The following is a 20,499-nucleotide window of genomic DNA, read 5'->3' on the forward strand; positions in this document are numbered from 1 at the left end:
AAATCAACGGTGGAGGCACCGAGCTCAGGAACGGGCTTGTAGGCCCCAGGAGACTCCGGGCTCTCCACCGAGACCGCGCCCGCAACTCTACGCCGACGCGGCCGTCTCTTGATACAAGGAGCGGCCTCAGGCCGCGTCTCGAAGGATGGGCAACAAGCAAGGTGCGCGTTCCCATCCTTCGAGACGGTCGCTGCGCGACCTCCTCAGGATGAGGTGTCTTTTGAAGTCACAAGACGCACCGTCTACATCTCGACCAGCGCGAGGTCCTGGAACCAGCTCTGCGCCTGCGTGTAGGCCTTGATCCGGGACGACAAAGCGCGCGGCGTGCGATCGTGATAGATCCAGATCATGACGGCGTCATCGACGGCCTTGGCGTGAATCTGGGCAGCGAGCGCGTCCTGCTTGGCCGGATCGAAGGTGTTCTGCAGTTCGGCGACCAGCCGGTCGACGTCGGCGTTCTTGTAGTTGCTCCAGTTCACGCCGACCGGCGCCACCTGGTCCGACGCGAAGAAGCGGTTCACGGCATAAAAAGGATCCGACGTCACGTGCGTGACGTTGGTCGCCGTCACGTCCTTGTTCATGTCAGCCTTGGCGCCGCCCCGCCAGCCCGTCATCAGGGCCTCGAGTTCGACCGGCTTGAAGTCGATGGCGATGAAGCTCTCCTTCATCATCTCCTGGATGGCCTCGTTGACCATCTGGTTGGTGCCACCCGCCTGGATGGAGATGCGGGCCTTCATCGGGTTGGCCTTGCTGTAGCCCGCCTCGGCCATCAGCTTGCGCGCCGCGTCGGGCGAGTACTTGATCTCGAAGGCGGGCTTGCCGAACCACGGGCTGGTCCTGTCGACCTCGCCATAGGCCGGCTGCACCATCCCGTTCAGCAGCTTGACGATCGCGTCGCGATCGACCGCGAGGTTCGCCGCCTTGCGCACCCGGATGTCGGTCCACGGCGAGCCTTCGAGCAGTGACGGATGATAATTGAAGACGTGCGGCGTGATGTTGCTGCTGATGCGCGCGCCACTCTGCTTCAGCCGGTCGACCATGTCGGGGCCCGGCGCGTCGATCATGTCGAAGGCGCCGGACAGCAGCGCGGCGCTGCGGCCGGAATCCTCCGGCGCGCAGATGAGCGCGATGCGATCGACCCGCGGCATGCGCTTGGGGTTCCAGTGATCCTCGTTCTTCACCAGCTCGGCGCGCTCGCGCGGCACCAGCCGGGCGAGCTTGAACGGGCCGGTGCCGGAAGGCGCCAGGGCGAACTTGCCCCAGTCGCGGCCGACCTTCTCCCATTGGGCGGGGCTCGAGACCAGGAACCACAGCAATTGATAGGGAAAGAGAGAATCGACCGACTTGGTCTTGATCTCGATCTCCATCGGGCCGGTCTTCCTGTAGGAGACCATGCTCGGCAGGCGCGGCCGCACTTGCGCGGCCTGACGCTGGTCGAACTGCGCGGCATCCTTGTTGAAGATCTTTTCGAAGTTCCAGATCACGGCATCGGCGTCGAACGCCGATCCGTCATGGAACTTCACTCCGTCGCGCAGCTTGAAGGTCCACAGCGTCTTGTCGGTCTCGCCGACCTTCCACTCGGTCGCCAGGCCCGGGATCATCTTGCCGGGGCGGTCCGACACGTCGAGTTCCCACGCGATCAGCGGATCGTAGATCGTGAGCCCGGTATATTGATAGGCATTGGCGCCGCGATCAGGCTGTCCCGTGGTGAGCGGGATGTCGGTCATCGGGATACCGTAGCGGACCGTCTTTTCCTGCGCCCACGCAGTGCGCGGCAGGGAAAGGGCTGTGGTTCCAGCCAACAGCGTGCGGCGCGAGAGCTTCATGGTCGCCTCCAGACAGGGAAATTGCTGTCTGTGAGATGCGACTCCCGTGCCAGAGTCGGCCTAAACCTGTCCGGTCACCTACGTTTGAGATCGGCCAGCAGGCGATCCACGAATTTCGGCGAATAGCCGAGGAGCGCTGCCTCGTCGGCCAGCTCTTCCTCGAGCCGGCCGAGCGCTTCGACAAAGGAGCCGCCTTTGGCCAGCGCCTTCTCGACCAGCGCGTGGGCCTCGTGCTTGCCGATCTTCGCGGCCAGCAGGAATGTCGCGCGCTCCGCCAGGACCGCCGCCTCCGCCGCGTCCATGTTGGCCTGGAGCGCGTCGGGCTCGATGACGAGGCCTCCGGCGACTTCGGCCATCGCCTCCACTGCCGATCCGAGGCATTCCACCAAGGCCGAGAGGGTCGGCCACTCCGCCTGCCAGCCGCCCAGCGCGCGCTCGTGCTCCTGCGGCATCGCCGCCACGATGGTGGCCGCCAGCATCGGCGCTCGCGCTGCCGCCGACAGGATGAGCGCCGCGCTGACCGGATTGCGCTTGTGCGGCATGGTCGAGGAGCTGCCACGGCCGGGGCCCGACGGCTCGGCTGCCTCGCCCACTTCGACCTGCATCATCAAAGATATGTCGCGCGACGCCTTGGCGAGCGCGCCGACGACCAGCGCACAATCCTGGGCCAGGGCCGCGACGCGGACGCGCTGCGCGAACCACGGTCCAGGCGGCAAAGTGAGCTTCAGCTGCCTGGCCAGCCCCTTCATCACGCGCTCGGCCGCCGGGCCCAGCGCCGTCAGGCTGCCCGAGGCGCCACCGAACTGCACGATCTGCGTTTCCGCAAAGCTCGCCGCGAGACGACGCTTCGCGCGGTCGATGTCGGAGGCCCAGCCTGCGATCTTCTGGCCGAGCGCCAGCGGCGTCGCCGGCTGCAGCAGCGTCCGGCCCAGCATCGGTGTCGCGCGGTGCTTCTTCGCGAGGCGCGCCAAGGCCTGCACGATCCCATCGAGCGCCTTCAGCAGCGGCGGCAGCGCCTCGCCAAGCTGAAGCACCATAGCCGTGTCGATCACGTCCTGGCTGGTGGCGCCCCAATGGACATAGTCGGCGGCCCTGGCATCGCGCCCGCGCACCTGATCGGTCAACGCCTTCACCACCGGTACGGTGAGCGTCGCCGTGCGGCGCGCCCCGGCCACCAATGGGGCGGGATCGTAGAGCGACGGATCGCAGGCCTTGATGATCACCGATGCGGCGCGCTTCGGAATGAGTCCCGCTGCCGCGGTGGCTTCGGCCAGCGCCGCCTCGAAGCGCAGCATATGGCGCAAGGTCGCGAGGTCGGAGAAGCAGTCGGCGGTCGCGGCCGAAGAGCCCAATGCGGAGACGAGACGAACGGTCATGCGTTCAGCAGTCGAAGAAGACGGTTTCGTTCGGACCGCCCAGATAAAGAGGCAGCCGCCAGACGCCCGTTGCATCACGCTTCGCGATCAGCGTGGCACGGCGCTCCGGCTCGACCAGATTGAGGGCCGGATCCTCGGCCAGCGCCGGGTCTCCGTCGAAATAGAGGCGCGTCGCGAGACGGTTGAGGACGCCTCGAGCGAACACCGAGACGTTGACGTGGGCCGCCTGCAGGCCGCCGCCCGGCCAGGGCACGCGGCCGGGCTTCACGGTGCCGAAGCGTGCGCAACCCCGCGTGTCGGTGGAGGCGCGGCCGTAGCCCTCGAAGCCCGCATCGAGCGGCAGGTTGCGACGATCTTCCGGATGATTGTAGCGGCCGTGACTGTTGGCCTGCCAGATTTCGAGCAGCCCGTCCGGCACGATGGCGCCGTCGGCATCGTGAAGGGTGAGCGCGATCTCGATCCGCTCGCCCGCGACGCCCGCCGGCGCGAGATCGTGCCGGTAAGCATTGACGACGGTGCCGAAATAGAACGGCCCGATCGTCTGCGACGGGGTCAGCGCGCGGCTCATGTGTTCTCCATCGGCGTGGCATTGCGGCCGCGCAGCACGATGTCGAAGCGATAGGCCAGCGCCCATTCCGGCTGTGTCGCGTCCATGTCGAACGCCGCCTGCAGCCGCGGCCGCGCCCCTTCCGGCACGGAGTTGTAGATCGGATCGAAGGCCAGCAGCGGATCCTGGGGAAAATACATCTGCGTGATCAGGCGCGTGGCGAAAGCGGGACCGAACAGCGAGAAGTGGATGTGCGCCGGCCGCCAGGCATTGTAGTGGTTCTTCCAGGGATAGGCGCCAGGCTTGATGGTGATAAACCTGTACGTACCGTCGGTGCCGGCGCGTGCGCGACCGCCGCCGTAGAAGTTGGGATCGAGCGGCGCATCGTGCTGGTCGCCGGGATGGTGGTAGCGGCCGGCGGCATTGCACTGCCAGATCTCGACCAGCGCCTCCGGGACGGGTTTGCCGTCCTCGTCCAGCACGCGGCCGTGCACGACGATGCGCTCGCCCAGCGGCTCGCCCATGCGCCGGCGCGTCAGATCGTTCTCGCCGGCATCGAGCCGTTCCGCGCGCAACAGCGGGCCGGTGATTTCCGACAGCGTATGCGGCAGCACGATCGCCGGCTTCGACGGCGAGCGGCTGACAGTCGACTTGTAGTCGGGCGAGCGGTTCGCCGGATGGTGTTGTCCGGCCGCGGGCCGACGGTACGTTTCTTCGTTCATGCCGCCAAGCTTAGCGCCGGCTCAGGCCGCGCGCACCTCCAGCCCCTGCGGCGTGGCGCGATAGCCCGTCAGCGTTCGCTCGGCGAAGCCCAGCCGCCAGTCGAGCATCTTGCGGGCATATTCGCCGACCGTGGCGGCATAGGCGGGATCGGCGGCGCAATTGATGAACTGGCCCGGGTCCTTCGCGAGATCGAACAGCAAGGGCGGCAGGGCGGCGAAGTGCACGTACTTGAACTTCTCGTCCTGCACGACCGCCAGCGAGCACCTGTCCATCGGCACGCCCAGCGCCGATTCAGGCTTGCTGTAATGCAGGTCGCGGAAGTCGAATTCGTAGTGGACCTCGGTGCGCCAGTCGGCCGGAACCTCGCCTTCGCAGAAGGGCAGCAGCGAACGCCCGTCGCATTGGCGCGGCACAGGCAGGCCCATCCATTCGAGGATGGTCGGCATCGTGTCGACGGTTTCGGTGAATCGGTCGACGATGCTGCCGCGCGTGCTGTCGGCCTGGGCGCGCGGATCGCGGATGATCATCGGGATGCGGTAGGATTCGTCGAAGTAGCCGATCTTGCCCAGCAGGTAATGATCCCCGCCCTGCTCGCCGTGGTCGCAGGTGAAGACGATCAGCGTGTCGTCCCACTGGCCGGTCTCCTTCAGATAGTCGAAGACGCGGCCCAGGTGATCGTCGATCTCGCTCATCAGGCCGCAATAGGTCGCGCGCATCTGCGCCACCTCGGCCTCGCTCATGTCCGAACCGAGATCCTTGCCGTCCTGGAAGAAGCTCGCCTGCTTCACGTTGCGCACATAGTAGTCGAGCAACGCGTTCTGCCTGCCCTCTTCCGCCGGCGACGCCGCGCGCACCGGCTTCGGCATGTCCTCGGGCCGGTACATGGAATTGTAGGGCTCTGGCGCGATGAACGGCGGATGCGGCCGGTAGTAGCCGAGATGCAGGAACCAAGGCTTGCCGCCCCGGCCGCGCAGATAGTCGAGCCCACGCTCGGTAAACCAGGCCGTGTCCGAAAGTTCCTTCGGAATGACGGCCGGCCGGCCCGTGGCGCCGGCGCCCGGCGCGCCTTTCGGCAGCCAGATATCCTCGCGCGTCTTCGGCATCTCGAAGCCCTGGCTGGCGACCCAGCCGAAATAGGCATCGCGGTTCTCGAAGGCGCCAACCGAATGGAAGCCCTCCATGATGTCGCCCAGCACGAAGAAGCGCGGGTCGTTGGGCGCGGTGTGGCGCGGATCGGGCGTCGTGGTCGTGTAGCCCACCAGCGCGGGATCGTAGCCGCCGCGCCTGAGTTCATGCGCCAGGTTGGTGAAGCGCGAGGACAGCGGAATCGTGTTCTGCACCGCGCGATGGTTCATCAGGTACTGGCCCGTCAGCAGGCTGGCACGCGCCGGTCCGCAGGGCACGGCCTGGGTGAAATGATTGCGGAAGGTCACGCCCTCGGCGCACAGCCGGTCGAGATTCGGCAGCTTCAGATAGTCCGCGCCCAGCTTGGGCAGCATCAGCCCGCGCCACTGGTCGACGACGATCAACAGGACATTCTTGGGCGCAGGCATGTTCACTCACCGAGGTTGGACGGCCGCAGGATTGCGCTAGAGTGCCGCCAAATTGGAGGAGGAGACAACACGTGGCGCGTTTCAAGATCGTGACGACCGGGCCGGGCAAGACCGACCATTCGCTGGAAATGGAGACGCTCGGGCCGATCGGCGCGGAAATCGTCGAGATTTCGGGCGACGAGAACGAGCTCATCAGGGCGGTCGCCGACGCCGACGCCATCTACGGCAAGGGCCGCCCGCGCATCACCGCGAAAGTGATCGAGGCGGCGAAGAAGCTGAAGGTCGTTTCGCTGGGCAGCGTCGGCGTCGATTCGGTCGATGTCGATGCCGCAACCCAGCTCGGCATCCCGGTAACCAACGTCCCCGACACCTTCATCGAGGAAGTCGCCGACCATGCCATGACGCTTATCCTCGCGAGTTGGCGGCGCCTGGTGGTGCAGGACCAGATGGTGCGCAAGGGCGAATGGACCAAGGCGCGGCCGCACCTCTACCAGTTCCCGCGCCTCATGGGCATGACGCTGGGCTTCATCTCCTTCGGCCATGTCGCCCGTGCGGTCGCCAAGCGCGCCGCGCCCTTCGGCTTCCAGATGCTGGCCTACGATCCCTACATCGAGGAGCTGGTCATGTCCGACTACGGCGTGCAGCCGGTCGGCTACGACGAGCTGCTGCAGCGCTCCGACATCGTGAGCATGCATGCGCCCGGCACCAAGGATGCGCATCACCTGATGAAGGAGCAGCACTTCCGCCAGATGAAGAAGACGGCCCTGTTCGTGAACACTGGCCGCGGCTCGACGGTCGACGAGCCGGCGATGATCAAGGCGCTGCAGGAAGGCTGGATCGCCGGGGCCGGCCTCGACGTGCTGGAGACCGAGCCGGTCGGCCACAACAATCCGCTGCTCGCGATGGACAACGTGATCCTGACCGCGCACGTCGCCTCGGCCTCGAGCCGCTTCGACCCCGCCCGCAAGCGTCGTGTCGGCGCCGAGCTGGCGCTGGTCCTGGGCGGCAAGTGGCCGCGTGCCTGCGTCAATCCGATGGTGCTCGAGAAGTCCAAGCTGCAGCGCTGGCAGCCCTTTTCGATGGAGCGCGGCCCCGGCAACTGACCCGGGCCGAACTCAACCGCGCCGGCTCACGACTTCTGTTGCTGCAGCCGGTCGCGGATTGCCCGGTCGCACTGCGCGAGACTTTCGAAGGGTCCGAGGATGACGTGATTGCCGTCGTCCATTGCGTACCACCCGGTCTGGGTGAGGTTGTAGTCGCCGAGATCGTCCTTCGGGACGTGCACGGCGATCAGGTCCTTCGGGGTGCGCATGGATTGCACATGCGCCCGCCAGCGAGGCTTTTCAACCCCGACGGGTCCAGCTCAAAAGATTGACCGCGCCGGGCGGCACCTCGCCCTTCATCAGCGCCTCGACCTGGCTGACCGTATCCATTGCCTGGCTTTCGCTGGCGGGCGGCGTCAGGCCGCCGATATGCGGCGTGGCGATCACGTTGGGCAGGCGTGCCAGCTCGGGCGACGGCATCTGGTCCGGCGCACGGCCGACATCCATCGCCGCGCCGGCGATGCGGCCCTCGGTCAGGACCTTCGCGAGCGCAGCTTCGTCGACCAGATTGCCCCGCGACATGTTGATGAAGAAGGCGTCCGGCTTCATGCGGGCGAAAGCCTCGGCATCGAGCAGGTTCTCGGTCTCCTCGTTGGCGATCGCGAGGCAGACCACGTAGTCGGCCTTCGGCAGCATCTCCTCTAGCGGCAATTTCACGAAACGCCGGTCGTCGACCTGGGCATAGGGATCGGACACCAGCACGGTCATGCCGAGCTGGGCCAGCACCGGTGCCAGTTCGCGCGAGATGCGGCCGTAGCCGATGATACCGACGGTCGCGCCGCCCAGTTGCCGGCCGACCCTGATCTCGGGCTTCTGGCCGGCGTGATAGGCGGTCGCCGCCCGCGTAATGCCACGCGAGAGATCGACCAGAAATCCAAGCGTGAGTTCGACTACGGACGGGACGAAGCCGGCTTCGGCATGCGTCACCAGCACGCCAGCCTTCGAAGCGGCGGCCACGTCGATGTTGCGGATGTCGATCGCGCTGCGCATCACCGCGCGTAGACCCGGCAGGCTCTCGAACACGAGCGCCGGTATCGCCGTCGCGCGGTCGGCGACGATTAAGTCTACACCGCGCGCCATCCCGATCACGCCCTGAGGATCGAGCGGCGCCTCGCCTTCGTGCAGCACGACCTCGACCAGCTCCTGCAGGCGTGCGAGTGCAAGGGCACCGTAGTACTGGCGCCGCGCGAGAGGGACGTGGGTGAGTAGGAGCTTCTTCATGCCGCCGAGTGTAGGATGGCGGCGCGGTACCGGTCGCGCGGAAACTAGCTCTTCATCGGCGTCGCCTCGCCCAGCAGGGAGACGTGGGCGGCGACGATGCGCCAGCCGTCGGGTGTGCGCATCCAGGTGTGGCTCTGCCGGCCGGGCTTGCTCGCGCCGTGGCGCTGGAACTCGCAGTTGGCCGTCCCGAAGTCGCGGCCGTAGGTGACGACCCAGAGCTTCAGCAGGTCGCGATTCGGCACGAACTGCGGATTGCGGCCCGAGCGGAAGGCGGCGATCTGGTCGTAACCGTAGAGCTGCTCGCCGACGCCGTAGCGCAGCGTGTGCGGGCTCTTCCAGAAGAGCTCGTCCAGTACCGCGACGTCGTTGCTGTTCAGCGCCGCCTCGTAGCGATTGAATGCGGCCGTCACTTCGGCGACGACTTCCGGAATGTTGATTTCCATACGGACTCCTCAGGCGGGCGGCGCGGCGGCGACGCCGAGCTTCTGCAGATGGGCGGCCACGCGCAGCGCCGCCTGTTCGTTGTAGGGCTTGGCGATAAGCTGCACCCCGATGGGCAGTCCACCCGGCCGCTGCAGCGGCGCCACGGCGACCGGCAGGCCGATGAAGGAGATCGGCTGGGTGTAGATGCCGAGATTGGCGCGCACCGCCAGTGAGACGCCGTCCAGGGTCATCATGGTCTGGCCGAGCTTGGGCGCAGTGCAGGGCGTGGCCGGCGCCAGAATCACGTCGACCTCTTCGAACAGTTTCAGCACCTGGGCGCGGTACTGGCGGCGGAAGCGTTGAGCCTTCACGTACCAGGCGCCGGGCAGCAGGGCGCCGGCCATGAAACGCTCCCGCGTGTCGGGGTCGAAATCCTGCGGCCGCGTGCGCAGACGCGGCAAATGGAGCTGTGCGCCCTCGATGGCAGTGATGACATAGGCAGCGGCGCGCGCGGCGGCGGCCTGCGGCAGGACCACGGTCTTCGTCGCGCCCAGCGCCTTGGCGACGGTGGCCACCGCCTCGAACGCCTCGGGCTCGCCACCCTTGGCAAAGTAATCGCCGGCAATTCCGATGCGAAGCCCGCCGACGCCTTCGACCAGCCTCGGCAGGGTTGGATCCGCCGGACGGTCCGTGCAGACCGGATCATCCGAGTCCCAGCCCTGCATCGCGTCGAAGGACAAAGCGAGATCCTCGGCCGAGCGGGCGATTGGACCGAGATGGTCGAAGGAATCGACGAACGGGAAGGACCCGGCACGGCTCAGCCGTCCATAGGTCGGCTTCAGGCCGAACAGGCCGCACAGCGAGGACGGCACACGGATCGAGCCGTTGGTGTCGGAGCCCAGCGCCAGGGGCACTTCGCCCGCCGCCACCGCCGCGCCCGAGCCGCCGGACGAACCACCCGACATGCGCGTCGGATCGTGCGGGTTGCGCGACGGACCGTAATGGGCGTTCTCGCCGGTGAAGTCGTAGGCGTACTCGCCCATGTTGAGGCCGCCGACCAGGATTGCGCCGGCCGCCTCGAGCTTGCGCACCAGCGCGCCGTCCCGCTCGGCCTTCGGACCATCGACATTGATCTTCGAGCCGGCGCGGGTCGGCAGGCCCGCGATGTCGAACAGGTTCTTCACCGCGAAGGGCACACCGAGCAGCGGCCCGCGATGCAGGCCGGCGTCGATCTCCGCCGCGCGCCTGCGTGCACGGTCGGCGACCACGTCGGTGAAGGCATTGACCGCCGGTTCGGCCGCCTCGATGCGCTTCAGCGTGGCGTCGATCACGGCAGCGGCCTTGACCTTGCCGCTCATCACCGCGCCGGCGATTTCCGTCGCGGTCGCACTCTTCGACAGGGGATCGCTCATGGCCGGTACACCGGGGCCGACATGAGGTCGTCCTCCAACTCCAGCTCCAGCAGCGGCCGCGCGATGGCGAGCGAGCGCTCGACGTTCAGGATCACGTTGGGCAGGTATTCCGGCGCGATCGCGAGGCCCGCGGTCTTCGCGCCCTCCTCGACCATGCGCGCGACGTCACGCTTGTCTTCGGCCATCGGAGCCTTTCTTCCCTTGGAATCGCCGGCAGCGGAGCCGGCCTTCAGACGACATGGAGATCGCGGCGCATCAGCCGGTAGCTCCTGCCGAGATCATGCTTGAGTTGCCGGAGAAGCTGCAAGATCGCCAATCCGGCCCGCTTGTTCCCGGATGCGCGACGCATCATGTCCTGGCCCTCGCCTTGCCGTTTCCCGTTTGATCGCAAAGGCAAGGACCGTGCCAATCGCTGCGCGCATCTTGCGGCTGCATTCGGCCCGGCGCTTGTCTAAAACCTTTGTATGACAGCCCCTCTCGACCTCGGTGTTCACGCGCTGCTCGGCGCCTATCGCGACGGCACGCTTACGGTGCGGCAGACCATAGAAGAGGTGCTGAAGCGCATTGCCCAGGCCGGTGATGACAAGGTCTGGATCTCGCGCGCTCCCGATGCAGACCTGCTGGCCCAGGCAGACGCGCTCGATGCGCGTCGTGGCGAGATCGGGCGGCTTCCCCTTTTCGGCGTGCCCTTCGCGGCCAAGGACAATCTCGACGTCGCCGGCATGGTGACGACCGCCGCGTGCCCCGGCTTCGCCTATGAGGCGAAGACTTCCGCCGAGGTCGTGCAGCGTCTGGTCGACGCCGGTGCAATCGTGATCGGCAAGACCAATCTCGACCAGTTCGCCACCGGCCTCGTCGGCGTGCGCTCCCCCTACGGCGTGCCGCGCAATCCCTTCGACGCGTCGTATGTGCCCGGTGGCTCCAGCTCCGGTTCGGCGGTCGCGGTATCGTCGGGACTCGTGAGCTTCTCGCTGGGCACCGACACCGCGGGCTCGGGACGCGTGCCGGCCGGCTTCAACAACATCGTGGGCCTCAAACCGACGCCCGGCCTGCTCAGCAACGAAGGCATGGTCCCGGCCTGCCGCTCGCTCGACTGCACATCGGTGTTCGCTCTGTCCTGCGCCGACGCCGATGCGGTCCTGGCCGTCGCCGCCGAGCCGCACACGACGCCGGCCATCGGCAAGAGCTTCCGCTTCGGCATCCTCGGCACGAAGGACGCCGAGTTCTTCGGCGATGCGGCCTATGCGACGCTCTATGCGCAGTCGATCGAGCGGCTGAAGGCGCTCGGCGGCACGCCGGTCGAGATCGACTACGCGCCGTTCCGCGATGCCGCGCAGCTTCTCTACAGCGGCCCCTGGGTCGCCGAGCGCACGGCGGCGGTCGGCGCCTTCATGGAGAGCGCCGACGACAAGTCGGGCGTCTGGCCGACGACGCAGCAGATCGTGCTGGGCGGACGCAAGTACAGCGCCGTCGATGCCTTCGAGGGTCAGTACAGGTTGGCCGAGCTGAAGGCGCGCGCCTTCGCCGAGATGAAGGGCCTCGATTTCCTGGCGGTGCCAACCGCCGGCACCATCTACAAGCTGAGCGATCTCGAACGCGAGCCGGTGCTCTACAACTCGCATCTCGGCCACTATACGAACTTCGTGAACTTCTTCGGCCTGTCGGCGCTTGCCGTGCCGGCCGGCTTCCGGCCCGACGGCATGCCCTTCGGCATCACCTTGATCGCGAACGCCAATGCCGAGCGCGCCCTGCTCGCCTTCGGGGCACGCTGGCAACGCGCGGTGCCGCTGCCGCTGGGCAAGACGACGAGCCAACTGCCGCCGCCCGAGCGCGATCCGGTGGTCGTGGAGGATCGCGTGCCGGTCGCGGTGGTGGGCGCGCATATGAGCGGTCTCCCGCTGAACGGCCAGCTCCTCGCATTGGGCGGCCGGCTGGAGAAGGCAGCCAGGACCGCGCCGGTCTATCGCTTCTATGCCCTGCCGGGCGGTCCGCCGCATCGGCCGGGGCTGGTGCGGGTGGCCGAGGGCGGCGGCGAGATCGAACTCGAAGTGTGGAGCCTGCCCGCCGAGAAGATCGGCGCCCTGCTGCGCCAGATCCCCGCGCCGCTCGGGCTGGGAAGCGTCAGCCTGGCCGACGGCACGTCAGTGCCGGGCTTCCTGTGCGAAGCCCACGCGACCACGGCCGCGAAGGACATCACCTCGCTGGGCGGCTGGCGGGCCTACGTCAAGACCCTCGGCTGATCCACGGCCCTTCAACTGCGGCGTACCGGTCTGCTAGGGTCCGCTCCTTCGAGGAGAGGAAACGAAATCCATGAGTGGAAAAATCGCCGTCGTCACCGGCGCGGGCAGCGGCATCGGCCGCGCCTCGGCGCTCGCCCTGCTGAACAACGGCTACAAGGTCGCGCTGGCAGGCCGTCGCAAGGACGCTCTGGACGAGACGGCGTCGATGGCGGGCAACAATGCGCCGAACGCGCTTGCCGTGCCGACCGACGTCACCAAGCGCGACGACATCGTGGCCCTGTTCGCCAAGGTGAAGGAAACCTGGGGCCGCCTCGACCTCGTGTTCAACAATGCCGGCGGCGGCGCCCCGCCGGTGCCGCTCGAGGAACTGCCCTACGAGACGTGGCTCAGTGTCGTGGCCGCGAACCTGACCGGCCCGTTCCTGTGCACGCAGGAAGCCATCAAGATCATGAAGGACCAGAAGCCGCGGGGCGGCCGGATCATCAACAACGGCTCGATCTCGGCGCATGCGCCGCGGCCCTTCTCGGTCGCCTATACCGCGACCAAGCACGCGATCACCGGCCTCACCAAGTCGACTTCGCTCGACGGCCGCGCCTACGACATTGCCTGCGGCCAGATCGACATCGGCAACGCCGTCTCGCCGATGACCGACCGCATGACCAGGGGCGTGCTGCAGCCCAACGGCACGACCATGGCCGAGCCGCGCATGGACGTGTCGGCGGTGGCAAACGCCATCCTCTACATGGACAGCCTGCCGCTCGACGCCAACGTCCAGTTCATGACGGTGATGGCGACCAAGATGCCGTTTGTAGGCCGCGGCTAAGGCTTGAGATCTTTCAACGGAGCGCGCAACTCCAGTTGCGCTCAAGGGCATGAGCGCCACTGGAGTGGCGCGCTCCAATGAGAGAGTGACGAGGGCTAGTAGCCCTCGTCCTGCAGGTTGAGCAGCGGGAAGGCGCTGTGCACGCCGGTCAGGTTGGTGGGCCAGCTCCTCGCGATATAGCTCTTGTCGAGTTGCGAGAGCGAGGTGACGCCGAGCAGGCCCATCACCTCCTTCATCTCTTCCTCGAGCAGTTCGATCACGCGCTCGATGCCGGCCGCACCGGCCGCGGCGAGGCCATAACAGTAGAGACGGCCGAGGCCAACCCAGTCGGCGCCCATGCAGATCGCCTTCACGATGTCGCTGCCGCGGCTGAAGCTGCCGTCGACCGCCACCTTGGCGCGACCCGCGACCGCCTCGACGATCTCGGGCAGAACTTCGGCCGAACCGCGACCATGGTCGAGCTGGCGGCCGCCATGGTTGGAGCAGTAGACGCCCCAGACGCCCTGCTGGCAGGCCAGCTCCGCATCCTCGCCGGTGCCGATGCCCTTGAGCATGAACTTCACGTCGGGGAACTTCTCGCGGACGGCGATGAAATTCTTCCACGAAAAGGCGGCCTGGTGATCCTGACCGGTGGCCGAGGAGCGCCACGACTTCACGAAGCGCTTGGCGATGTCGCGTTCGCGGCGGCTATAGACCTGGGTGTCGACGGTGATGCAGAAGGCGTCGTATCCGGCGTCCATCGCCTCCTTCACGCGATCGGCCACCCAGGTATCGTCGCCACGCACGTAGAGTTGATAGATCTTGGGGGCCGCTCCGCCCTTTACGATATCCTGCAGCTTGAGCGTGGTCACCGAGCTGATGAGCATCGGCACGTTGGCCGCGCCGGCGCCCTGGGCGACCGTGATCCCGCCGCCCGGCTCGAAGGATTCGAGCGATCCCACGGGGGCCAGCATCACCGGCAGGCGGATCTTGCGGCCGAGAATTTCGGAGGACGGATCGATCTTGGACACATCCCGCAGCACGCGCGGCTTGAAGGCGATGGTGTCGAGCGCCAGCCTGTTGCGGCGCAGCGTGGTTTCGGTTTCGGTTCCGCCGATCAAATAGTCCCAGATGTTGGGATTGAGCCGGATTTTCGCCGCTTTTACGATTTCGTGTAGCGTCACGAAGTCGTTTTCCAGACCGCTCGCCATTGTTCCCTCGACTCTCGCAGTGGTGGCGGTTTCTTGCGCGTCCCAAGACGCCACGTCAACGTGGCGTCACGGGCGGCTGACCTCTACGTTGACGGCTTCAGACGATGTGATCGCCGCCGTACATTCGCTCGGCGGAACCTGCAGGATGGCAGACCCCTCGAGGGTCTCCGATGAGGACGTGAGATGAAGAGACGGGCTTTGACGACGGCATTGGTTCTCGGGTTGATCGCGGGGCCGGCCCTCGCCGCCGATCCGCTGCCCGCGATGAAGGAAACGCCCATGTTCGCCGACCAGGTGAAGTCGGGCGCCCTTCCGCCGGTCGAGAAGCGCATTCCACAGCAGCCCTGGGTGGTGAAGGAGTTCGCGGGCGGCGACGGCCCGGGTCAGCAGGGCGGCCAGATCAACACGCTCATCGCCAGCGCGCGCGATACCCGCCTCATGACCGTGTACAGCTACACCCGCCTCATCGTGTACGACGACAAGTTCAAGCTGAAGCCCGACATCCTGGAGAGTTACGAGGAGAAGGACGGCCGCGAGTTCACCTTCAGGCTGCGCGCCGGCCACAAATGGTCGGACGGCCAGCCCTTCACAACCGAGGACTTCCGCTTCTTCTGGGAAGACGTCGCCAGCAACAAGGATCTCTCGAGCGGCGGCCCGAACGTCGAGCTCCTGGTCGACGGCCAGCCGCCCAAGGTCGAGATCATCGACCCGCTCACGATCAAATACACCTGGGAGAAGCCCAACCCCTACTTCATCGAGAGCCAGGCGCGCGCCGCCCCGCTCTTCCTGTTCCGTCCCGCGCACTACCTGAAGAAGTTCCACGCCAAGTACACGCCCGAGGCCGAGATCCTGAAGTCCAGCCGGGGTGGCCAGCAGAGCTGGGTGGCGATCTTCCGCCGCAACGACGTGATGTACACCAACGACAACATCGACCTGCCGACGCTCAATCCGTGGGTTGGAACGACCCCGTCCCCGGCGCAGCGCTTCGTCTATGTGCGCAACCCGTACTACCACCGCATCGACGAGAAGGGACAGCAGCTCCCCTATGTCGACCGCATCATCTTCACCGTGGCGGCGACCAACCTCGTGCCGGCCAAGGCGGGCCTCGGCGAGGCCGATCTGCAGCCACGCTACCTCAACATGCGCGACTACACTTTCCTGCAGAAGAGCGCCCAGACCTCGGGTGTCAACGTGCGCCTGTGGGAGGCGGGCTCGGGCTCGCAGCTTGCGCTCTATCCCAACCTGACGGCCAGCGATCCGGAATGGCGCAAGCTGATGCGCGACGTACGCTTCCGCCGCGCACTGTCGCTGGGCATCGATCGCGAGGAGCTGAACCAGGTCGTCTATATCGGCCTCTCGACCCCCTCCAACAACACGATCATGCCGCGCTCCGAGCTCTTCAAGCAGGAGTACGCGGACAAGTGGGCCCAGTACGATCCGAAGCTCGCCAACAAGCTGCTGGACGAGGTCGGCCTGACCAGGAAGGACAGCCAGGGCTTCCGCCTGCTGCCCGACGGCCGTCCGGCAACCATCGTAGTCGAGCATGCCAGCGAGGAGACCGAGGACAACGACGCGCTCGCGCTGATCGCCGACAACTGGAAGAAGATCGGCATCAAGATGCTGACCAAGCCGCAGACGCGCGACAACTTCCGACTACGCACCGCCTCGGGTGAAGCCATCATGACGGCGTTCGCGGGCGCAGTGACGGCAGCGCCGACGCCCAACACCAGCCCCAAGGAGTTCGCGCCGACCATGCTGGGCGGGCTGCAATGGTCGCGCTGGGGCATGTTCGTCGAGTCGAAGGGCAAGCAGGGCGAGAAATGCGATCTCGATTCGGCCTGCAAGCTGCTCGACTACGTGAAGGAATGGGAGAGCGGCACCACGGTCGAGGACCGTCGCAAGGCCTGGCACAAGATCCTCGCCTCGAATGCCGACGAGGTCTTCTCGATCGGCACGGTGAACGGCATTCGCCAGCCGGTGGTGGTCGGCCCGAAGATCCGCAACGTGCCCAAGGAAGGCTACTACGCCTGGGATCCGGGCGGATACATCGGCCTCTACCAGCCCGACACGTTCTGGATCGCCCAATAGGCAAGCCGGGACAAGGAAAGGTCCCTCGCTACGCTCGGGATGACATTGTCGTTGGCTTTGACGCAGCTGCGCCGACGACAGAACGGTGTCATCCCGAACCACGTGAGGGACCCTTCGCTTCCTTTCACCACGTATCGATGTTCGGCCGCTTCTTGTGGGTGTGCGCGGGCCGCGACTTGGCGCCCAGCAGCGCGGTCGCGATCCAACGCCGTGAGTCAGCGGGATCGATCACCTCGTCGACCTCGAAGTAGGTCGCCGTACTGAGCGCCTTGCCGCGCGCATAGGCCGCCGCGACCATCTTGTCGAACAGCGCACGGCGCTCGTTGGGATCGGTGACTGCTTCCAGTTCCTTGCGGAAGCCGAGCTTCACCGCGCCTTCGAGGCCCATGCCGCCGAACTCGCCGGTCGGCCACGAGACCGTGAAGGCCGGCGCGTGGAAGGAGCCGCCGGCCATCGCCTGCGCACCGAGCCCATAGGCCTTGCGCAGGACGATGGTGCCGAAGGGCACGGTGAGGTTGGCGCCGGTCACGAACAGGCGCGAGCAGTGACGCACCAGGGCCGTCTTCTCGATCTCCGGCCCGACCATCATGCCCGGCGTGTCGCACAGGAAGAGGATCGGCATGTCGAAGGCGTCGCAGAGCTGCAGGAAGCGCGCGGCCTTGTCCGAGCCGTCGCTGTCGATGGCACCCGCCAGATGGACCGGGTTGTTGGCCACGATGCCGAAGGGCTTGCCCTCGACCCTGCCGAAGGCCGTCACCATGCCGGGGCCGAAGGCACGGCGCACTTCCAGCACAGAGTCCTCGTCGCACAGGGTCGCGATGACGTCGCGCACGTCGTAGACGCGCAGCCGGTTCTCCGGGATCGCACGCCGCAGCAGGCGCTGATCGGCCGCCCGCCATTCCGGCAGCGCGCCCTGGAAGTACGAGAGGTACTTCTTGGCCACCGCCACCGCCTCGGCCTCGTCCTCCACGGCGATATCGACCACGCCGTTGGGAACCTGCACCTCCATCGGCCCGACTTCCTCGGGTGAGAAGACGCCGAGATTGCCGCCCTCGATCATCGCCGGGCCGCCCATGCCGATCGTCGAGTTCTTCGTGGCAATGACGACGTCGCAGCAGCCCAGGATCGCGGCATTGCCCGCGAAGCAGCGGCCCGAGTTGATGCCGACCAGCGGCGCCACGCCGCTCAGCCGGCCGAAGATGTGGAAGGCCATGGTGTTGAGGCCGGCCACCGACTGCACGTCGATGTCACCCGGCCGGCCGCCGCCGCCCTCGGTGAAGAAGACCAGTGGGATGCGCTGCTGCTCGACGATCTCGAACAGCCGGTCCTTCTTGTGATGGTTGTTCTTGCCCTGCGTGCCGGCCAGCACCGTGTAATCGTAGTGCGCGACCGCGACCCGGCTGCGCTCCGGCCCGAACAGCGAGCCGTTCACCCGCCCGATGCCGGTGATCAGGCCGTCGGCTGGCGTCTTCTCGATCAGGTCCTCGACGGTGCGGCGCGTGCGCTGGCTGGCGATCGCGAAGGCGCCGTACTCGACGAAGCTGTTGGGATCGACCAGATCGTCCAGATTCTCGCGCGCGGTGCGCTGGTTGGTCTTGCGCCGCCGCGCCACCGAATCCGGACGGCGCTCGTCGAGCGTCATCGCCCGGCGCTCGAAATACTCGGCGAGGTCGGGCCGGACATGATCGAGGTCGATCGCTTCCTCGACCGCCGCACCCTTCACTTCGACATCGGCCTCCTCAACAAACAGCAGGGAATGCCCCTCATAAACCGTCTCGCCGGCCTCGACGGCGACGCGCCGCACATAGCCGCGCGCCGGGCTGCGGATCTCGTGCTGCATCTTCATCGCATCCATGACCAGTAGTGCCTGGCCCGCCGCCACCGCGTCGCCCTCGGCCACGGAGAGGCTGACGATCGTGCCCTGCATCGGCGCCGGCACCGCGACCGTCCCCTCGGGCGCATCGTTGGCGACGCCGGCCGACGCGGTCTCGGCTTTCGCTTTGCCGAAGGCCAGCACCGCCAGCGGATCGACGCTGTCGACACGCGCGCCGGCCTGCCGCACGCCTCCGGCCACGGGCGCCGCGCCCTCGAAGTACAGGCCGGCCTTCAGCTTGCCCGCCGTCTCGATCAGCGATGCGGCCTGCTGGTCGACGAAGCGCGTATGGACCTTGTCGCCGCGGAAATCGGGGTGGGCGATCAGCGCCCGCAGGAAGGCGATGTTCGACGGCGCGCCTTCCAGACGGAAAGCGGCAAGCGCGCGCTCGGCACGTTGCAGCACATCGGCGAACTCGGCCGAGGCCGAATGCACGATCACCTTGGCCAGCAGGGAATCGAAATTCGGATTGGTGCGATAACCCGCATAGCCATAGGTGTCGACGCGGATGCCCGGCCCCGAGGGCGGTTCGAAGGCCGTGAGCGTGCCGCCGCCCGGCTTTGCCGATCCGTCGGCGGTCATGGTTTCCATGTTCACGCGCAGCTGGATGGCGTGACCGCGCGGTGCGGCCTTCCGGATGCCGGTCTCATCGAGCGAGGCCCCGCCGGCGAGCCGCAACTGCGTTTTCACGAGATCGACGCCCCACACTTCCTCGGTGACCGTATGCTCGACCTGGAGCCGCGGATTGGCCTCGATGAAACAGAAGAAGTCCGGCGTCGCGTCGTCGACCAGGAACTCGAAGGTGCCGAGGCTGCGATAGTTCACGGCGATGGCCATCGTCACCGCCGATTCGACGATCTGCCGACGCATCGCCTCCGCCAGGTGCGGGCTCGGCGCCAGCTCGACGATCTTCTGGCTGCGGCGCTGGATCGTGCATTCGCGTTCGCCGAGGGCCACGATGCCGCCCTGTCCGTCGCCCACGATCTGCACTTCGATGTGCCGCGCGCGCGCGATCAGGCGCTCGGCATAGAGCGAGCCGTTGCCGAACGCCGCCTGCGCCTCGGCCGAGGCCCGCGCGAAGGCCTCCTCGATGTCGTCCTCCCGCGTGACGATCCGCATGCCGCGACCGCCCCCGCCCGCGATTGCCTTGATGACGATGCCGGCCTTGCGATGCTTGGCGAAGAAGGCCTTCACGCCCGCGACGTCGACCGCGCCCTCGGTGCCCGACAGAACCGGCGCCTTGTTCTTCCCGGCATGGGCGCGGGCCCGCGCCTTGTCGCCGAACAGGTCGAGTTGCTCGGGCGTGGGGCCGACGAAGGCGACTCCCGCCGCGGCGCAGGCCTTGGCGAAGGCAGCGTTCTCCGACAGGAAGCCGTATCCCGGATGCACGGCATCGCAGCCTGCTTCTTTCGCGGCCGCGATCACGCCCGCAATGTCGAGATAGGCGGCAGCACCCCGGCCCTTGAGCGGCCGCACCTCGTCAACGCGGCGGACATGCAGCGAGGTCGTGTCGTCTTCAGAATGGACGCCCACCGTGGCAATGCCGAGTTCGGCGGCGGCCTGGGCGATGCGGATGGCGATCTCGCCGCGATTGGCGATCAGGAGTTTCTTGAGCATGTCGGCGTGGGGTAGAACCCCCTCCATGTCTAAAAGGCTGCTCATTGTGGCGCACGCCCCGTCGGAGAACACCCTCTCCCTGCGGGACGCCGTGGAACGCGGCGCGCGCAGCGAAACGGGGATCGACGTCCGCGTCCTGGCTCCGCTGCAGGCCGGCCCGGACGACGTGCTGGCCGCGCAGGCCGTGATCCTCGGCACACCTGAGAACCTGGGCTACATGAGCGGCGCGCTGAAGGACTTCTTCGACCGCAGCTACAATGCCTGTCTGGAGAAGACACAAGGCCTGCCTTGCGCCCTCTACATCCGGGCCGGCAGCGACGGCACCGGCACGCGCCGCGGCATCGACACGATCCTCACCGGCCTGCGCTGGCGGGCGGTGCAGGAACCCCTGCTGTGCAAGGGTCCCTGGCAACCCGCCTTCGTGGCGCAATGCGAGGAGTTGGGCGCGGCCATGGCGGCGGGCCTCGCCGCCGGCATCTTCTGA

17 protein-coding genes are annotated in these 20,499 nt (G+C 67.0%); 5 read left to right on the plus strand and 12 right to left on the minus strand.

Annotation, left to right across the window (positions count from 1 at the left end; genetic code table 11):
* Positions 1 to 242: 242 nt before the first annotated feature.
* The 5 genes from LJ725_RS27505 to pehA form a co-directional block, all read right to left on the minus strand.
* Positions 243 to 1,826: an ABC transporter substrate-binding protein gene (locus LJ725_RS27505; RefSeq protein ID WP_230554164.1), complete on the minus strand. Its 1,584-nt coding sequence runs from the start codon at positions 1,824 to 1,826 to the stop codon at positions 243 to 245.
* A gap of 74 nt (positions 1,827 to 1,900) precedes the next feature.
* Positions 1,901 to 3,202, minus strand: coding sequence for a 3-carboxy-cis,cis-muconate cycloisomerase (gene pcaB / locus LJ725_RS27510; protein ID WP_230554165.1), 1,302 nt, complete (start codon positions 3,200 to 3,202; stop codon positions 1,901 to 1,903).
* A 4-nt stretch (positions 3,203 to 3,206) separates the two neighbouring features.
* Positions 3,207 to 3,770: a protocatechuate 3,4-dioxygenase subunit alpha gene (pcaG, locus tag LJ725_RS27515; protein ID WP_230554166.1), complete on the minus strand. Its 564-nt coding sequence runs from the start codon at positions 3,768 to 3,770 to the stop codon at positions 3,207 to 3,209.
* Positions 3,767 to 4,471 (minus strand): protocatechuate 3,4-dioxygenase subunit beta, encoded by a 705-nt coding sequence (pcaH, locus tag LJ725_RS27520; RefSeq protein WP_230554167.1) that lies wholly within the window; start codon positions 4,469 to 4,471, stop codon positions 3,767 to 3,769. The genes pcaG and pcaH overlap by 4 nt, the downstream gene beginning before the upstream one ends.
* 21 nt (positions 4,472 to 4,492) lie before the next feature.
* Positions 4,493 to 6,025, minus strand: a complete 1,533-nt coding sequence (gene pehA / locus LJ725_RS27525; protein WP_230554168.1) for a phosphoric/sulfuric ester hydrolase PehA — start codon at positions 6,023 to 6,025, stop codon at positions 4,493 to 4,495.
* Between the two features lie 71 nt (positions 6,026 to 6,096).
* On the opposite strand from pehA, the gene LJ725_RS27530 reads away from it, so the two are divergent.
* Positions 6,097 to 7,128 (plus strand): C-terminal binding protein, encoded by a 1,032-nt coding sequence (locus LJ725_RS27530; protein WP_230554169.1) that lies wholly within the window; start codon positions 6,097 to 6,099, stop codon positions 7,126 to 7,128.
* A gap of 26 nt (positions 7,129 to 7,154) precedes the next feature.
* Here LJ725_RS27530 and LJ725_RS27535 read toward each other — a convergent pair whose 3' ends face one another.
* The 5 genes from LJ725_RS27535 to LJ725_RS27555 are packed head-to-tail and all read right to left on the minus strand — an operon-like array spanning position 7,155 to position 10,369.
* Complete coding sequence (locus tag LJ725_RS27535) at positions 7,155 to 7,337, minus strand: hypothetical protein (protein ID WP_230554170.1); 183 nt, start codon at positions 7,335 to 7,337, stop codon at positions 7,155 to 7,157.
* A gap of 31 nt (positions 7,338 to 7,368) precedes the next feature.
* Entirely contained in the window at positions 7,369 to 8,349 is a 981-nt protein-coding gene (locus tag LJ725_RS27540) for an NAD(P)-dependent oxidoreductase (protein WP_230554171.1), read from the minus strand.
* A gap of 44 nt (positions 8,350 to 8,393) precedes the next feature.
* On the minus strand, positions 8,394 to 8,792 hold the full coding sequence (gene hpxZ / locus LJ725_RS27545; protein WP_230554172.1) for an oxalurate catabolism protein HpxZ: 399 nt from the start codon (positions 8,790 to 8,792) through the stop codon (positions 8,394 to 8,396).
* 9 nt (positions 8,793 to 8,801) lie between these two features.
* Complete coding sequence (locus LJ725_RS27550; protein WP_230554173.1) at positions 8,802 to 10,184, minus strand: AtzE family amidohydrolase; 1,383 nt, start codon at positions 10,182 to 10,184, stop codon at positions 8,802 to 8,804.
* Positions 10,181 to 10,369, minus strand: a complete 189-nt coding sequence (locus LJ725_RS27555; protein WP_230554174.1) for an AtzG-like protein — start codon at positions 10,367 to 10,369, stop codon at positions 10,181 to 10,183. The genes LJ725_RS27550 and LJ725_RS27555 overlap by 4 nt, the downstream gene beginning before the upstream one ends.
* A 279-nt stretch (positions 10,370 to 10,648) precedes the next feature.
* On the opposite strand from LJ725_RS27555, the gene atzF reads away from it, so the two are divergent.
* Both atzF and LJ725_RS27565 read left to right on the plus strand, forming a co-directional pair.
* The gene (gene atzF / locus LJ725_RS27560) at positions 10,649 to 12,424 is read left to right on the plus strand and encodes an allophanate hydrolase (protein ID WP_230554175.1); all 1,776 of its coding nucleotides are present in this window, start codon (positions 10,649 to 10,651) and stop codon (positions 12,422 to 12,424) included.
* A 70-nt stretch (positions 12,425 to 12,494) separates the two neighbouring features.
* On the plus strand, positions 12,495 to 13,247 hold the full coding sequence (locus LJ725_RS27565) for an SDR family oxidoreductase (protein WP_230554176.1): 753 nt from the start codon (positions 12,495 to 12,497) through the stop codon (positions 13,245 to 13,247).
* Positions 13,248 to 13,342: 95 nt separating this feature from the next.
* Here the strand turns inward: LJ725_RS27565 and LJ725_RS27570 are convergent, their stop codons facing one another.
* On the minus strand, positions 13,343 to 14,437 hold the full coding sequence (locus tag LJ725_RS27570; RefSeq protein ID WP_230554177.1) for an alpha-hydroxy acid oxidase: 1,095 nt from the start codon (positions 14,435 to 14,437) through the stop codon (positions 13,343 to 13,345).
* 183 nt (positions 14,438 to 14,620) lie between these two features.
* On the opposite strand from LJ725_RS27570, the gene LJ725_RS27575 reads away from it, so the two are divergent.
* Entirely contained in the window at positions 14,621 to 16,525 is a 1,905-nt protein-coding gene (locus LJ725_RS27575) for an ABC transporter substrate-binding protein (RefSeq protein WP_230554178.1), read from the plus strand.
* Between the two features lie 124 nt (positions 16,526 to 16,649).
* Here LJ725_RS27575 and LJ725_RS27580 read toward each other — a convergent pair whose 3' ends face one another.
* Entirely contained in the window at positions 16,650 to 20,015 is a 3,366-nt protein-coding gene (locus LJ725_RS27580; RefSeq protein ID WP_230554179.1) for an acetyl-CoA carboxylase family protein, read from the minus strand.
* 25 nt (positions 20,016 to 20,040) lie between these two features.
* Between LJ725_RS27580 and LJ725_RS27585 the strand changes: the two genes are divergently transcribed.
* On the plus strand, positions 20,041 to 20,499 hold the full coding sequence (locus LJ725_RS27585; protein WP_230554180.1) for a flavodoxin family protein: 459 nt from the start codon (positions 20,041 to 20,043) through the stop codon (positions 20,497 to 20,499).

Origin of the sequence: Reyranella aquatilis (assembly GCF_020880995.1) — a bacterium.
Classification (GTDB): domain Bacteria; phylum Pseudomonadota; class Alphaproteobacteria; order Reyranellales; family Reyranellaceae; genus Reyranella; species Reyranella aquatilis.

What these genes read in the sequence shown, in the direction of transcription:
- LJ725_RS27540 (WP_230554171.1), bottom strand. Translation starts at nt 8,349, where the DNA reads ATGAAGAAGCTCCTACTCACCCACGTCCCTCTCGCGCGGCGCCAGTAC.
- LJ725_RS27575 (WP_230554178.1), top strand. Translation starts at nt 14,621, where the DNA reads ATGAAGAGACGGGCTTTGACGACGGCATTGGTTCTCGGGTTGATCGCG.
- pcaH (WP_230554167.1), bottom strand. Translation starts at nt 4,471, where the DNA reads ATGAACGAAGAAACGTACCGTCGGCCCGCGGCCGGACAACACCATCCG.
- LJ725_RS27505 (WP_230554164.1), bottom strand. Translation starts at nt 1,826, where the DNA reads ATGAAGCTCTCGCGCCGCACGCTGTTGGCTGGAACCACAGCCCTTTCC.
- LJ725_RS27570 (WP_230554177.1), bottom strand. Translation starts at nt 14,437, where the DNA reads ATGGCGAGCGGTCTGGAAAACGACTTCGTGACGCTACACGAAATCGTA.
- LJ725_RS27580 (WP_230554179.1), bottom strand. Translation starts at nt 20,015, where the DNA reads ATGCTCAAGAAACTCCTGATCGCCAATCGCGGCGAGATCGCCATCCGC.
- hpxZ (WP_230554172.1), bottom strand. Translation starts at nt 8,792, where the DNA reads ATGGAAATCAACATTCCGGAAGTCGTCGCCGAAGTGACGGCCGCATTC.
- LJ725_RS27535 (WP_230554170.1), bottom strand. Translation starts at nt 7,337, where the DNA reads ATGCGCACCCCGAAGGACCTGATCGCCGTGCACGTCCCGAAGGACGAT.
- pehA (WP_230554168.1), bottom strand. Translation starts at nt 6,025, where the DNA reads ATGCCTGCGCCCAAGAATGTCCTGTTGATCGTCGTCGACCAGTGGCGC.
- LJ725_RS27585 (WP_230554180.1), top strand. Translation starts at nt 20,041, where the DNA reads ATGTCTAAAAGGCTGCTCATTGTGGCGCACGCCCCGTCGGAGAACACC.
- atzF (WP_230554175.1), top strand. Translation starts at nt 10,649, where the DNA reads ATGACAGCCCCTCTCGACCTCGGTGTTCACGCGCTGCTCGGCGCCTAT.
- pcaG (WP_230554166.1), bottom strand. Translation starts at nt 3,770, where the DNA reads ATGAGCCGCGCGCTGACCCCGTCGCAGACGATCGGGCCGTTCTATTTC.
- LJ725_RS27550 (WP_230554173.1), bottom strand. Translation starts at nt 10,184, where the DNA reads ATGAGCGATCCCCTGTCGAAGAGTGCGACCGCGACGGAAATCGCCGGC.
- LJ725_RS27565 (WP_230554176.1), top strand. Translation starts at nt 12,495, where the DNA reads ATGAGTGGAAAAATCGCCGTCGTCACCGGCGCGGGCAGCGGCATCGGC.
- LJ725_RS27555 (WP_230554174.1), bottom strand. Translation starts at nt 10,369, where the DNA reads ATGGCCGAAGACAAGCGTGACGTCGCGCGCATGGTCGAGGAGGGCGCG.
- pcaB (WP_230554165.1), bottom strand. Translation starts at nt 3,202, where the DNA reads ATGACCGTTCGTCTCGTCTCCGCATTGGGCTCTTCGGCCGCGACCGCC.